This is a genomic window from Gordonia sp. B8661-1 (assembly GCF_059427765.1).
This window is the reverse complement of the sequence record NZ_JCAHRL010000002.1, coordinates 332968-347189: the sequence shown is the minus strand read 5'-3', so window position 1 is coordinate 347189 and position 14222 is coordinate 332968. Positions and strand designations below refer to the sequence as shown.

General features: G+C 67.5%; 14 protein-coding genes. 5 read left to right on the top strand and 9 right to left on the bottom strand.

What is annotated here, in order from left to right; translation table 11 throughout:
- Positions 1–16: 16 nt before the first annotated feature.
- Both AC4JJG_RS05620 and AC4JJG_RS05615 read right to left on the bottom strand, forming a co-directional pair.
- Positions 17–664, bottom strand: a complete 648-nt coding sequence (locus AC4JJG_RS05620; protein WP_495399950.1) for a response regulator — start codon at positions 662–664, stop codon at positions 17–19.
- Positions 661–1824: a sensor histidine kinase gene (locus AC4JJG_RS05615; RefSeq protein ID WP_495399949.1), complete on the bottom strand. Its 1164-nt coding sequence runs from the start codon at positions 1822–1824 to the stop codon at positions 661–663. Before AC4JJG_RS05615 ends, AC4JJG_RS05620 begins: the two co-directional genes overlap by 4 nt.
- Positions 1825–1946: 122 nt before the next feature.
- Here AC4JJG_RS05615 and AC4JJG_RS05610 point away from each other — a divergent pair, with 122 nt between their 5' ends.
- Together AC4JJG_RS05610 and AC4JJG_RS05605 are read left to right on the top strand one after the other, a co-directional pair.
- The gene (locus AC4JJG_RS05610) at positions 1947–2888 is read left to right on the top strand and encodes an ABC transporter ATP-binding protein (RefSeq protein ID WP_495399948.1); all 942 of its coding nucleotides are present in this window, start codon (positions 1947–1949) and stop codon (positions 2886–2888) included.
- Positions 2885–3685, top strand: coding sequence for an ABC transporter permease (locus tag AC4JJG_RS05605; protein WP_495399947.1), 801 nt, complete (start codon positions 2885–2887; stop codon positions 3683–3685). The genes AC4JJG_RS05610 and AC4JJG_RS05605 overlap by 4 nt, the downstream gene beginning before the upstream one ends.
- 77 nt (positions 3686–3762) lie before the next feature.
- Here the strand turns inward: AC4JJG_RS05605 and AC4JJG_RS05600 are convergent, their stop codons facing one another.
- The gene (locus tag AC4JJG_RS05600) at positions 3763–4812 is read right to left on the bottom strand and encodes a PHP domain-containing protein (RefSeq protein ID WP_495399946.1); all 1050 of its coding nucleotides are present in this window, start codon (positions 4810–4812) and stop codon (positions 3763–3765) included.
- A gap of 63 nt (positions 4813–4875) precedes the next feature.
- Between AC4JJG_RS05600 and AC4JJG_RS05595 the strand changes: the two genes are divergently transcribed.
- Positions 4876–6189 (top strand): S1C family serine protease, encoded by a 1314-nt coding sequence (locus AC4JJG_RS05595; protein WP_495399945.1) that lies wholly within the window; start codon positions 4876–4878, stop codon positions 6187–6189.
- Here the strand turns inward: AC4JJG_RS05595 and AC4JJG_RS05590 are convergent.
- From AC4JJG_RS05590 to AC4JJG_RS05570, 5 genes are all read right to left on the bottom strand, one after another.
- The gene (locus tag AC4JJG_RS05590) at positions 6160–7449 is read right to left on the bottom strand and encodes an MFS transporter (RefSeq protein WP_495399944.1); all 1290 of its coding nucleotides are present in this window, start codon (positions 7447–7449) and stop codon (positions 6160–6162) included. The genes AC4JJG_RS05595 and AC4JJG_RS05590 overlap by 30 nt on opposite strands.
- Positions 7450–7512: 63 nt before the next feature.
- Positions 7513–8517, bottom strand: a complete 1005-nt coding sequence (locus tag AC4JJG_RS05585; protein WP_495399943.1) for a glycoside hydrolase family 6 protein — start codon at positions 8515–8517, stop codon at positions 7513–7515.
- A 95-nt stretch (positions 8518–8612) separates the two neighbouring features.
- Positions 8613–9065, bottom strand: coding sequence for a GNAT family N-acetyltransferase (locus tag AC4JJG_RS05580; RefSeq protein ID WP_495399942.1), 453 nt, complete (start codon positions 9063–9065; stop codon positions 8613–8615).
- A 13-nt stretch (positions 9066–9078) separates the two neighbouring features.
- Entirely contained in the window at positions 9079–10605 is a 1527-nt protein-coding gene (locus tag AC4JJG_RS05575; RefSeq protein WP_495399941.1) for an acyl-CoA carboxylase subunit beta, read from the bottom strand.
- A 29-nt stretch (positions 10606–10634) separates the two neighbouring features.
- The gene (locus AC4JJG_RS05570; protein ID WP_495399940.1) at positions 10635–11330 is read right to left on the bottom strand and encodes an alpha/beta hydrolase; all 696 of its coding nucleotides are present in this window, start codon (positions 11328–11330) and stop codon (positions 10635–10637) included.
- A gap of 144 nt (positions 11331–11474) precedes the next feature.
- On the opposite strand from AC4JJG_RS05570, the gene AC4JJG_RS05565 reads away from it, so the two are divergent.
- Together AC4JJG_RS05565 and AC4JJG_RS05560 are read left to right on the top strand one after the other, a co-directional pair.
- Positions 11475–11951, top strand: coding sequence for a MarR family winged helix-turn-helix transcriptional regulator (locus tag AC4JJG_RS05565; protein ID WP_495399939.1), 477 nt, complete (start codon positions 11475–11477; stop codon positions 11949–11951).
- A 28-nt stretch (positions 11952–11979) separates the two neighbouring features.
- Positions 11980–12885: a helix-turn-helix domain-containing protein gene (locus AC4JJG_RS05560; RefSeq protein ID WP_495399938.1), complete on the top strand. Its 906-nt coding sequence runs from the start codon at positions 11980–11982 to the stop codon at positions 12883–12885.
- On the opposite strand, the gene AC4JJG_RS05555 is transcribed toward AC4JJG_RS05560, so the two are convergent.
- Positions 12843–14129 (bottom strand): MFS transporter, encoded by a 1287-nt coding sequence (locus AC4JJG_RS05555; RefSeq protein ID WP_495399937.1) that lies wholly within the window; start codon positions 14127–14129, stop codon positions 12843–12845. The two genes, AC4JJG_RS05560 and AC4JJG_RS05555, sit on opposite strands and share 43 nt — an antisense overlap.
- Positions 14130–14222 lie beyond the last annotated feature (93 nt).

The window sequence follows — 14222 nt, the reverse complement described above, 5'->3', positions numbered from 1 at the left end:
CCGGTGTCGACGACGGTCAGACGAGACCCGCGTCGTGCATCGTGATGGCGACCTGCACGCGGTTGGTCGCCCCCAGTTTCGTGAAGATATGCGAGATGTGGGCCTTCACGGTGGCCACACTCATATAGAGGAGCCCGGCGATCTCCGCGTTGGATGCTCCCCGCGCCAGGCATATCGCCACCTCACGTTCACGGTCGGTCAGCTCGGCGACCCGGGCCTGCGCCGTGTCGTCCGGTGTCGGTTGCCCGACGACCTGCTTGATCAAGGCCGCGGTCACCGACGGACTCAGCGCGTGCTGGCCGCGCAGCACCTTCTTGATGGACGTGACGATGTCGGCCGGCGGGGTGTCCTTGAGGAGGAATCCGTCGGCGCCGACGGACAGCGCACGGACCACATAGTCGTCGGCATCGAAGGTCGTCAGCACGATGACCGCGGGCGGATTCGGCATGGCCTTGACCGCACTCGTCGCGGCGATGCCGTCGAGCACCGGCATCCGCAGATCCATCAGCACCAGATCGACCGGGTCCTCCCGGTACAGGTCCAGGGCCTCCTGTCCGTTCGCCGCCTCGGCCACCACATCGAACTCGGCATCGCCACCGAGCATCAGTCCGAGTCCCGACCGGACCAGCGGATCGTCGTCGACGATCATGATGCGCGCGGTCACGTCTGCCACGGTAACCACACATGGAGGACGAAGCGCCGGTCGTCGGTGCGTGTCACCGACTGACGACCACCACTCAGTGCCACCCGCTCGGCGAGACCCACGAGCCCGAGCCCGGACTGCGGCGGTTCGACGTCGTTGCCGCGCAACGGCAACGGATTGTCGACGAGCAGGTCCACACCCGATTGCGGACTGCCCGAGACCCGCACCGCGACGAGCGTGGAGGGCGCGTGTTTTCGTGCGTTCGTCAGCCCCTCCTGCAGGCACCGGTACAGCGTGCGACCGACCGCCGGGTTGAGGTCGGCGAGGTCCGCGTCACCGACGCATTCGATGGCCATGCCGTGCCGCCGGTTCTCGTCGATGAGTTCGCCGAGGTCGCCGACACCGACCTGTGGTGCCTCGGGATCCGCGTCCCCGGGACCGTCACGCAGCACCCCGAGCACCTCGCGCAGTTCGGTGAGCGCGAGACGCGAGGTCTCCTCGATGGTCCGCGCGGTGTCGCGCACCTGCTCCGGCGGCAGATCGGTACGGTAGGCCAGCGCACCCGCGTGCATACCGACCGTCGAGATCCGGTGTGCGAGAACATCATGCATCTCGCGCGCGATCCTCGACCGCTCCGCGGACTGGGCCTCGCGCACCTCGGCGTCGCGGCCGGCCTCCGCCGCGATCGCCCGAGAACGCCACGCGGCCAGCAGTTCCCGGCGGGAACCGATGTACATTCCCCAGGCCACCAGCACCGCGGTCGCCGCGGTGTACAGCCCGTACCGCAGCACCAGCGGATCCGTGGCGGTGGGCGGCGCCCCCAGCCAACTGTCCCGAATGATCCCGCAGCACACCGAAAGAACGACCTGCGGAACGATCTCCCGCCACCGCCGCCTGGTCGACAGCGAGACGAGCGCGAGGGCGCTGGGACCCGAGGCACTCAATGACACGGTCGTCGCCAGATTTGTGAGGGTTGCGACGGTGTTCGGATAGCGGCGTCGCCACCAGACCAGCACGAAACTCGCCACGCCGAGGGACAGGTCGGCGACGAAATGGCCGACCGACCACGACTCCGGACCGACGGTCGGGACGACCGACAACGCCGAGATGATCACCATCAACGCGACACGCCAGCAATGGCTCCACCACGTCAGCCGCGGCTGGTAGTCGTCGGGTCGCACAGTCCCACGGTAGTCACCCACGGGCGCGCCCACCTCATCCCTGTGGCGACGGAGGTCTACGACTTTCGGCCAGTCAGCGATCGACGTGGGCCCGATGTGGGAGTACTGCCGTCGCAGCGACGATGGATCGCATGATCACCGTCGAAAACCTCACCAAACGCTACGGCGATTACGTCGCAGTCGATGACGTGTCGTTCGTGTGCCGGCCGGGTCAGGTGACCGGGTTCCTCGGACCGAACGGTGCGGGCAAATCGACCACGATGCGCATCATCACCGGCCTGACCCCCGCGACCTCCGGGTCCGCGACACTGTCCGGCCTGCCCTACCGCGAGATCCCCAACCCGTCGACACAGGTCGGCGTACTGCTCGACGCGTCGGCACAGCACGCCGGCCGCACGGGCGCCGAGATCCTGCGCTTGTCCGCGATGACGATGGGCGTCCCGGGCAGCCGCGTCGAGGAGATGCTGGACATGGTCAGCCTGTCCGCCGACGAGGCCGGACGCCGGGTGCGGAACTACTCACTCGGCATGCGGCAGCGTCTGGGCATCGCCAACGCACTCCTCGGCGATCCCCACATCCTGATGCTCGACGAGCCGGCGAACGGACTCGATCCCGCAGGCATCCACTGGATGCGGCGACTGCTCCGCGATTACGCGGATCGTGGTGGGACCGTTCTCCTCTCGTCGCATCTGCTGCACGAGATCGAGATCATCGCCGACGACATCCTGGTGATCGGTCACGGCCGGATCGTCGCGCAGGGCACCAAGGAGGAACTGCTCGCCGGTCAGGGCACCGCGGTCCGGTCCCTCGACGACCGCGCCCTCGCGCACGGCTTGACCGCAGCGGGAATCCCCCACACGCCCGCACCGAACGGCGGATTCACCACCGACGCGACCCCCGAGGACATCGGCCGATTGGCCGCCCGACTGCAGATCCCGCTGATCGAACTGCGCACCGGTGACGGCACCCGACTCGAGGAGATGTTCCTCGAACTCACCGCGGGCACCCAGCGCGAGACCGTCCCGACCACCGATACCGCTGTCCCCCAGGGAGTTCCGTCATGACCGCCACCACATCCGTCGCACCCATCCGGATCGACCGGAACGCCGCGCCGATCCCGATGTCCCGGCTCATCGCCGTGGAGGTCCGCAAACTCGTCGACACCCGCGCCGGCTTCTGGCTCACCTCGTCCATCGGGGTGATCGCGGTGATCGTCGGGCTGTCGATGCTGATCGCCAACAAAGACAATCCGGAGAAACTGAACTTCGGCGAGTTCTTCGGCATGATGAACATCCCGACCGGCATCATCCTGCCGGTGCTGGCGATCATGCTGGTGACCGGCGAGTGGAGTCAGCGCACCGCGCTGACCACCTTCACCATGGAACCCCGGCGCGAACGCATCGTCGCGGCCAAACTCGCGGCCGCACTGGTCGCCGCGATCTCGGCCGTCGTACTCGCCCTCGTCCTCGGCGCGGTCTGCACCGTCATCGCCGACGTCCTGTACGCGGATCCGGCGGGCGCCTGGTCGTTCACCGGCGCGGGACTGCTGAACTCCTTTGTCCTGCAGATCTTCGGCCTGCTCCTCGGGTTCGGCTTCGCGGCGTTGATCCTCAACACACCGGGCGCGATCGTCGCCTACTTCGCATTACCGACCGCGCTGTCGGTGATCACCGAGTTGGTGCCCTGGTTCAAGGACAACCTGGGCGGCTGGATCGATACGTCGCTCACGCAGTCCCCCCTGCAATCGGACGAGTGGCTCACCGGCGGCGAATGGGGCCGGCTGCTCGTCTCTGCGGTGATCTGGATCGCCATCCCATTGACGCTGGGTGTGATCCGGGTCCTGCGCACGGAAATCAAATAGTCACCGTCCGTGCGTGATCGGCCGGCGGACCCGTCCCTCTCTCCGGGTCCGCCGGCCCGTCGTCATGTCTGGGATCGTCATGTCAGGGAGCGGGTCCAGGCAGTCAGTCGATCGGCATCCCAGGTGGTGACGATGCGGTCCGGATCAATGCCGTGGGCCACGGCCCGTGCAGCACCGAGCGCCTTGAAGTCGAGTTGGCCCGGCGCGTGCGCATCGGAGTCGATGGCGAACACGCAACCCAGGTCGCGGGCCATGGCGATCAGCTCGTCGGGCGGATCGACACGTTCGGGCCTCGAGTTGATCTCCACCGCCGTACCCGATTCCGCACATGCCCGGAACACCTGCTCCGCATCGAATGCCGATGCGGGGCGGGCACCCCGGCCCGTCACCACGCGACGCCCGGTGCAGTGACCGAGGACGTGCACACGCGGATTGCGCACTGCGGCAAGCATTCGCGCGGTCATCGGGGCCTTGTCCATCCGCAACTTCGAATGCACGGATGCGGTCACGACGTCCAGACGGTCGAGAAGTTCGTCGGTCTGATCGAGGGCACCGTCATCGAGGATGTCGACCTCGATGCCGGAGAGCACCCGGATGTCGGTTCTGCGCTCGTCGAGGACGTCGATGAGCTCGATCTGGCGGCGTAGCCGATCCGCATCCAGGCCGTTGGCCACCGTGAGTCTCGGCGAATGGTCGGTCACCGCGACCCAGTCGTGTCCGAATTCTGCTGCCGCATCGATCATCTCGGCCAACGGGGCACCACCGTCGCTCCAATCGGTGTGCATGTGCAGGTCACCGCGGAGTGCGGCGTACAGGTCGCTCCCCTGCCGAGTCAGCGGCGCCTCGGCATGCGATTGCAGATCCGCGAGGTAAGCCGGGACGTCACCCGCGACGGCCTCGGCGATCACCGCAGCGGTCGTCGCACCGATACCGTCGATGGACGTCAGCGTGCCCGTCGACGCAGCCGCGGCGAGTGCGTCGGCACCGTGGGCCGCCGCCGCCTGCGCCGCACGCCGGAACGCCTGTACCCGATAGGTGTTCTGCCGATCCCGCTCCAGCAGCCAGGCGATCCGGGTCAGTGCGACGACCGGATCGACGGGTGCGGACAGCGGCGGCAGGAGATGCATCCCACCCAGGATATGCGCGGTGAATCGTCAGCGAATCCATGGTCAGATTCTTGCTGTCCTCTCATGTGCGCGCGGCACCGTGGTGATGTGAACGAACCGCGTGATCCCAGCACCCAGCCGATTCCGCCCCAGCAGGCCGCTCCCCACCCACCCGCACCTCAGCCGGGTCCCCCGCAGTGGCCGCACACACCTCAGATGACACGACCGACCGAGCCGGCACGGCGCCGCACGGTCACCACACCGATCGTCGTGACCGCGGTGCTCGCGGGTGTTGTCGGTGGCGCCCTCGGGATGGGCGGCAGTGCACTGCGCAATCATGAGGACGCCTCGGTGCCCGCCCTCACCACGGCGCCCCCACCGGCCCGCGACGCCGCCGATGTGACACCCGGCTCCGTGACCTATGCGGCGCAGGTCGCGTCGAAGTCGACCGCCGACATCCGTGTGGCCACGGCGCAGGGCACCGCCGGGGGCAGCGGGATCGTGCTCTCACCGGACGGCTACGTGCTGACCAACAATCACGTCGTCGGCGGCGGGCCGGGCAATCGCATCCAGGTGACCACCAGCGACGGTAAGCAGCACTCCGCATCGATCACCGGTACGTCGCCCTCCTACGATCTGGCGGTCATCAAACTCGACGGCGCAACCGGTCTGACCCCGGCGACCCTCGGTGATTCCGGAGCACTTCAGGTCGGCCAGCAGGTGGTCGCGGTGGGCAGTCCCGAGAATCTGTCCAACACGGTCACCTCGGGCATCGTCAGCGCCCTCTCCCGGACCGTCACCGCGGGCGACGCGACCGGCCAGTCGGTCTCCGTCTACAACGGTCTGCAAACCGACACCCCGATCAATCCCGGTAATTCCGGTGGGCCGCTGGTGAATCTGTCCGGACAGGTTGTCGCGGTGAACTCCGCGGTGGACACCGGGCAGGCCGCAGCAGGCGGACCGCAGGCATTCGGCCTGGGATTCGCCATCCCGGTCAACACCGCCAAACGGGTGGCCGATCAGTTGCTCAAGGACGGCCATGCGACGAAACCCGTTCTCGGCGTGTCCGGTTCGTTGCAGGGTCCGGGCCAGGTGAGCGGCGCGCGTCTCGCCTCGGTACAACCCGGCGGATCGGCGCAGCGCGCGGGACTGAAGGCGGGCGACGTGGTGACCAAGGTCGGCGATGCGACGGTCGGCGACTACGCCGATCTGATGGCACAGATCCTCACGCACACACCGGGATCGACGGTTCCGGTCACGGTGAGCAGCGGCGGATCGACACGTACCGTCGAGGCGACGCTCGGCAGCGCGGTCGACGAGGAGCAGACCACGGTTCCGGAATCCGGCGGTCCGTCGTCGGGCCCCGGCTCAGGACTGCCGTTCGGCCTGGTGCCCTGAGACATTCCGCCACACCTGCCGGACACCGGCGGGGCCTGCGCCACGATCGAGCGCGAGAATCAATGCGGCACACCCCAGCCCGGACAGGACCAGTGCGGAGCCGAAGACCGCCGGATAGCCGAGGGTGTCTCCGATGACGCCGCCGACGAAACCGGAGAAGCCCTGCACCACGACCACCGCGCACGCCAGCAGCGTGTAGTCGCTGCCTGCGTGCTCCGGTTCGGACGCATCCATCATCAGGGTGAACAGCGCGACGGTCGCCGCTCCCCCGAGGATGTTCTCGGCGAGGCTTGCCGCGACGATCAGCGCGAATCCGCCGCTGCCCAGTGCGCTGGTGAAGAACAGGCCGAGGCTGACGGTCTGTGTGACGCCGCCGAAGATCAGTGCCGTTCGTCGTCCGAACCGGAAGGCGAGCCATCCGCCGAGGACCGCCCCGCCGAGGGCACCGGCCGACGACAGCACACCTTTGACGAGTGCGATCTCCCCCAGCGTGAGTCCCGCATCGGTCATATACGGACCGACCAGCGACGACCCCATGGAGTCACCGAATTTGAACGCACCGATCAGCAGGATGAAGGTGAGCATCCCGGGACGTGCCGCGCGTCGTAGCCATCCGGTCGGCAGTCGTCCGGACGACGTCGCACGCGCCCCGGACGCAGATGCGACATCGTGCGGATGCATCTGTGCCACACGCATATTCCAGATCGGAATGGTGGTGATGACGATCAATACCGCCATCGCCAGGAACAGGCTGCGCCACCCGGACAGAGCGAACAGCCAGAGCAGGGCTCCGCCGCCGACGATCATGCCGATCCGGTAGGCACCCACCTGGATGCCGTTGGCCAGACCGCGCTGCCGCGGACCGAGGAGGTTGACGGCCAGTCCGTCGGTGGCGATGTCCTGCGTCGCGGAGAGCACGTTGATGACCGCGACACCGACGAACAGCCACGTGAGCGTCGACGACAGATCGAGGCAGGCCAGCACGATCGCGACGGCCGCGGCGGCCAGTTGGAGCGTGAGCAACCATTGACGCCGGGTGCCGTAGCGGTCGACATACGGTGCCCACAGGAACTTGAGCGCCCAGGGTGCGAACAGGAATCCGGTGAGACTGATCTTCGTCAGTGAGTAGCCGGAGTCACGAAGCACCACCGGGAGCGCCTGTGTGAAGAATCCGTACGGTAATCCCTGCGCGAAGTACAGCGCCGACAGGACGAGCAGTGTGCCCAGGGCAAGTGGGCCCGACCGCGTCGACGATGCCATGCGCATATGGTCGCAAAACGCGTCCGCGTCGGCATGTCCCGGGTGGGCGAAGTGCCCACGCGGTCAGTTCAGCGCCTCCCACGCGACATCCGGGAGAAACTGTCCGCCGACGCTGCCCACCGCGTTGCCGCAACTGCCGTCCGAGGTGCCGGGCGCCTTGATCCACAGATTGGCGTCCATACCGTCGGCTCCCGGTGTCACCGTCCCCGGCAGCGCACCGATCTTCCGTCCGGTCGGGTTGCACCACGTACCGTCCCATGTCGGGTTGCCGTTCCGGCTCGAATCGACCACGTATCGGGCATTGATCTGCGCGCGAGCGAGATGCCGCCGGATCTCGGTGGCGTACGTGACGATGTCCGGCTGAGGCGCGAACGAACTGACGTTCACGGCAAACCCGACCCGGTCCGATGCGCCCGCCTTCCGCAGCAGCTGCGCCATACGACGAGTACTCACCGACCCGGAGCTCGTCCCCGCTTCCAGATACACATTGGTGGCGGGATTCGCGGTGAACTTCCGGGCGGCGTAGGCGAGCAGCGCCATCCGCTCGTCGAATCCCGCACGGTTCCGGCCGTATTGGCGATCGGCGAACCAGAGGGCATCCGGCTCGATGACGATGACGGACGGATAATTGCCGACCCGACGTGCCACCCGGTCCACCCACGCCCGGTAGGCCGCGCCGTCGACCGACTGATTCGGTGCGCTGATCCCGTCGTTTCGGCCGGGGATGTTGTAGAGCGTGATGATCGGCAGCGTGCTCGTCTGGCGGGCCTTGCGCATCACACCGTTCAGATTCCGGAAGTCGGACTGCTCTCCGGTCAACCAGACCGATACGGGACGGTTCGCCAGTTCCCGCCACATGCGCGGGGTCCGCGGATCCTTCGGGTGATCCGCGAGCCAGATGTGCGCCTGCGAACCCGGATACACCGTGAAGACCCGATTGGCGAGCTTCGACTCCGACGCGGTGAGCGACGGCGTCCAGTGATTCGTTGGCTGCGAACCCGCGCAACCGCTCAACACGGCGGCCACGACGGCGATGACGACGATGGGTACGGGCAGCCGGAATCGCATTTGTCGACCGCGCCGATTTCCCCCCAGAAAGCGGTACACGTGCCCGAGGCTACCAGCGACCGCTCATGGACCCGCGATTCGCGCAGGTCAGGGCGTTACCGCGACTCGGTGGCCGCGGTCAGGTGGAGCAGCGGATACGGCAGACCGTCGCCGTCGACCTCGCTTCGTCCGGTCCGTACGAATCCACGCGCACGATAGAACGCGACGGCGGCCTCATTCTGTTCGTTGACATCGAGCCGCAGCCCCGGAATGTCGTCGAGAATTGCCGCCAACAGCGCCGATCCGACGCCACGACCGCGGAAGTCGTTGTGCACGAACAGCATTTCCAAACGATCCTCGGCAACTCCGGCGAATCCAGCGAGTTTGTCGTCCACGACGGCGACGCTGATGCCGACGTTGGGGAGGTAATCCGACGGCAACCGCTCCTCGATGCGGTCGAGATGTTCGGGGTGCACGAAGTCGTGGGTCGCGTCGACAGCGCTGCGCCAGATCGTGACCAGTTCGGCGTACTCATGCGCACCTGCGCACGGACGGAGGTCGATCGGCATCACGCGGTACTCCTCAGGCACTCTGGGCGCGCCGCAGGGTCGCGGCGACCACCGATCGCGTCTCGGCGGGGTCGATGACATCGTCGATCTCCAGGACGCGCGCCACGTTCAGCGCCTTGGCATGTGCCCGCATGGCGGCGGTCTGCACGCGAACCGTCTCCTCACGTTCCTCTTCCGGCAGTGTCGCAAGGTGTTTCGCGAGCCCCAACCGCACGGCACCCTCGAGGCCCATCGGCCCCATATGCGCGTCGGGCCACGCCACTGTGAGCAGCGGCCGCAAGGTGTCACCACCAAGCATCGCCTGTGCGCCCAGTCCGTAACCGCGGCGCAGCACCACACCGACGAGCGGCACCGACAAGCGAGACCCGATGTTCAGCATTCGCGAGGCCGTCCGCACCAGACCGGTGCGTTCGGCCTCGGGGCCGACCATGAATCCCGGTGTGTCGACGAGACTGACCACCGGAATCCCCCAGCGCTCACAGAGTTCCAGGAAATCGGCCGCCTTGACCGAGGCATCCGATGTCAGTGCCCCCGCGAGATGTGCGGACTGATTGGCGATGACACCCACCGGCATGCCGTCGATGGCCCCTAGCCCGGTGACGATCTCCTTCGCCCAGCGATCCCGTAACCAGATGACCGTGCCCGTGTCACAGAGGATCTCGACGACCGGCCGCACATCGAAGGCCTCCCGATCGTTCTCCGGCAATGCATTTCGAAGATCGGCCTGATCCGCGGCGGCGGCACCGTCGCGAGCATTGCCGCCCCGCAGCAGCCCGATGAGTCGGCGGACGACGTCGACGGCCTCCTCCTCGTCGGCGACGAGGACGTCGATGACGCCGTTGTCGGCCTGTTCCTCCGCCGGACCGATCTCGTCGGCGCTCACCTCGCCGAGTCCACCGCCCGCGATCATCGCCGGGCCGCCCATGCCGAGATTCGCGTCCGGCGTGGCGATCCGGAGGTCCGCCGCACCCGCGAGCGCCGCATTGCCGGCGAAACAGCGTCCGGATACCACCGCGATCCTGGCCGCGACCTCGCCGAGTTGTCCCCACATCCGGAACGATCCGACGTCGAGTGCGGAGACGAGCGGAAAGTCGGTGTCGCCCGGGCGGCCGCCGCCGCCCTCGGTGAAGAAGACGGACGGCAACCGCATACGGGTCGCGATCTCCATCAGACGATCCGTCTTGCGGTGTCCGCGCATGCCCTGCGTGCCGGCGAGCACCATCCAGTCGTAGGACATGACCGCGCAGGGCACACCGTCGACCGTCGCGGTGCCTCCGATGATCCCGTCCGCGGGCGTCTGGGTAACCAGGTCCGCGAGGTCACGGGACCTCTCCTGGGCGGCCGTCGCGAACCGCCCGTATTCGACGAACGAGTCGTCGTCGATCAGATCGGCGATGTTCTCCCGGGCGGTACGCCGCCCGGCCGCATGACGTTTCGCGACCTTCTCGGGTCGCGCGGCGTCGGTGGTGAGGTAGCGCCGGGCGACGAGTTCGTCGAGGCCCTGTGCGGGTTCGGAGGCGGCGTCACCGGGTTCGGTCATGTACGCATCATGCCCCAACCCGGCCTGCGTCATCCGCGGGCCGCACGCTCCACCAGGTCGGCCACCGCCTTGGGGTGAGACACGTAGACCGCGTGACTGCCGGGCGATTCGACGATGGTCATCTCTGCCCGCTCGGCCATGCGGCGCTGCAACGGCTCCGAGAGCATCCGGTCGTCGCGTGCGATGAGGTAATAGCTCGGCTTCGACTTCCACGCCGGCGCCCTCACCGCTGCCTCGGCCGCCGCCACGCCCCAGCCCGGTTGGGCATCGGCCATGAATTGGGTCAGATCCGGATCGAGGTCGCCGGCGAAGGACTCGGCAAACTTCTCGCGGTCCAGATAGAGATAGCCGTCGACGGGCGGCAGTATCGGCGGAATCGGTGTCCCAGAAGGCGGATCGGCGATCAGATCGGTCACCGATTCACCGGACTCGGGAGCGAAGGCGGTGATGTAGACCAGGGCCCGCACCGTCGGATCGCCCCCTGCCTCGGAGATGATCACTCCCCCGTACGAATGCCCGACCAGCACGGTCGGCCCGTCCTGCGCCGCGAGGGCGCGCCGCACGTAGGCGGCGTCCTCGTCGAGCGCCGCGGTCGGGTGCTGGACGACGGTGACACGGAAACCCCTCGTAACCAATTCCGCGTACACCGCCTCCCAGCCCGAGCCGTCCACCCACGCACCGTGGACCAGGACGACGTTCTTCACTCCCCCATCGAGTTCTGTCATGGTTCCCACCCCTTTGATTATCGCGATAATTATTATCGCGATGTAGAGTTTGTACCGTGCGTGGCGAGGTTTGTAAAGCCACGACACATGCAGATAATGGGGACGGCTCGGACCATCGGCTGCGGCACAGAACATCGGGGACATATGAACCACGACGACCAGGGCACGATCCCCCTCGACGATCAGCTCTGTTTCGGGATCTACTCGGCTTCCATTGCCGTGCAACGCCTTTACAAGCCACTGCTGGACGAACTCGGCGTCACCTACACGCAGTACCTGGTGCTGTGCACCCTGTGGGAGAACGGCGGTCTGACCGTCGGGGCCGTCGGCCATCGACTCGCCCTGGAACCGAGCACCATCACGCCCGCCGTCAAACGACTGGAGACCGCCGGCTTCGTGACACGTCGACGATCGGCCTCCGACGAACGTCAGACGATCGTCGAACTCACCCCCGAGGGAACCGACCTGCGACCACGTACCCGTCGACTGAACGACACCCTGCTGCGACAATCCGGTCTCGACGTCCCGCAGTTGATCGCTCTCAACGCCTCGATCCGCGAGCTGACCGACCATCTTCGCGAACCGGACACCGCGTCGTCCGACCGATCCACAGCGGAATAATCCGTCGCGACGCACCGCTGAGCACGGAGTGACGACGCAGCTCGACCATGAGCCTTCCGCCTTCGGCCTCGACCGCGCCCTCGCCGCGGTCGACGCCACGCTGCACGGTTCCCGCGTGGACCCACTGCGCGGCGATCACCCGTTCGGCTGGTCCCATGCGGGTCCCGGCCTGATCTATCTGACCGAGGGGCACGCCCGGGTCGAACTGTCCCGGGACCGTTGCCGCTGCGTGGTCGACATGTCGGCGGGCGACCTCGTCGTCTTCCCCCGCGCGGTATGGCACCGAACCCTGCCACGCACCGACGGGACACTCGCCACGCTCTCGTTCACCTCGGGGGCCCGTTCGAATCCGGTCGTCGACACACTTCCCGACCGGCTGGTCGTCCCCGGCTTCCGGGACCGGGAACCGTCCATCGCGGGGCTGATCGAGGGCATCCGCTGCGACGTGGCGATCACCCGCCGTAGCCGGCCCGGCGATTCGGTCATCTGCAACCAGATTGCGCACACCATCCTCACGGTCGCCATCCGCGCGTGGGTCGAGGGCTGCGCGACACGGTGGTCCGGCCTGGTCGCCGACCCGCACGTGGCCCGCGCGGTCGACGCCATCAACACCGACCCCGGTCGGCCATGGACCATCGAGGAACTCGCCCGCATCGCGGCCATGTCGCGGACGGTCTTCGCCGAGCGTTTCCGGGACACGGTCGGCCAGTCCCCCGCCGCCTACGTCGCGACCATCCGGATGGAAACCGGAATGCGTCTGCTCGAAGCGGGAACGCTGAGCGTCGGCGAAACCGCACGGCAACTGGGTTATACGTCGGAAGCAGGCTTCAGCCGCGCATTCCGCCGCCACGTCGGGGTGACCCCGTCGGCGTGGCGGCGGAACGGCGCGACTCAGCAGCAGGCCGGTTCGGGCCTCCGGTCGACGGTCGCCTGATCGTCACCGCCGACCGGTTGGTCGGCGACCTCGATCACACGCTCATCGACCGTGTCCCGGCCGCTGCGTGCCGAACCGAACAGCAGGCCGCCGACCAATGCGGCCACCGCGGCCACGGACAGCGCGATGGTCGCCCCCGACAGGTCGACCAATAGCCCGCCGGCGCCCGCACCGATCACGATCGCGAGCTGGAATCCCGCCACGAGCAGGCCACCGCCCGCCTCCATCCGGTCCGGCGCGACACGCCCGATCCAGGTGGTCACGACGATGATCCAGGCACCGAACATGAAGCCCCACACCGCGACCGCGCCGATCACCGGAATACGTTGCGGCACCAGCGCAATCACCGCCACGGCCGCCGCGATCCCGAGTGGCACCACATACCGGATCACCGTGAGGTAGCGGTCGATCAGCATGCCGATGATGAAATTGCCTGCGACGCTGCCGATGCCGAAGACCACCAGAAGCGCGGCCGCACCCGAGGCGTCGAGTCCGGGCACCCGTTCGAGCGCGGGGCGGATGTAGGAGAAGGCCGCGAAGTGTCCGATCACGACGAGCACGTGACCGAAGAGCCCGATGCCGACGCCGCGGACCCGGAGGGTGGCACCGAGTGCTCCCAGTCCTGTCGACCTGGCGGGCGGAACGGGTGGCAGTATCAACCGAAGCGCCAGGGCAACGATCACCGACACCACCGCCACGCCGACGAACACCTTCTCCCAGTCGAAGATCTCACTGAGGTAGATCCCCAGCGGCACACCGGCAACCGTGGCCGCCGACGTCCCGGTGTTCACGAGCATCATGGCGCGCCCGAGGTTCTCCGGCCGTGCCAGCCGTGCGGCCACCGCGAGGGACATCGCCCAGAAGCCGCCGATCGATGCCCCCAGCAGCAGGCGAGCCAGGAGCAGCAGCCACAGGTTGGGAGCCACGGCCACCACGATGTTGGAGACCGCCGCGGCGATCGTCAACGATGCCAGCAGGGTCCGGCGGTCGAGTCGCGGGAAGATCAGGCCGATCGTCGGTGCGGTGACGAATCCGACCAGGGCCGTCGCGGTAACGGCTTGTCCCGCTTGACCTTCGGACACACCGAGCGATGCGGCCATCGCGGGCAACATGCTCGGTGGCAGGAATTCGGCGACCACCAGCACGAAACTGGTGAACATCATGACCACCACACCCGACCAGGAGGTCGGGTGTGCCGGTACCGGGGTGTCGACGTGCCGCGTGGGCAGTTCGGTCTGAGTCATACCGTCGAGCATGTCGGAGCGACAGCGCACGCACCTGACCGATCGTCCGCGATACCGGACCGATCGTCCGTAACCGTTCCGGTGAGATGATCG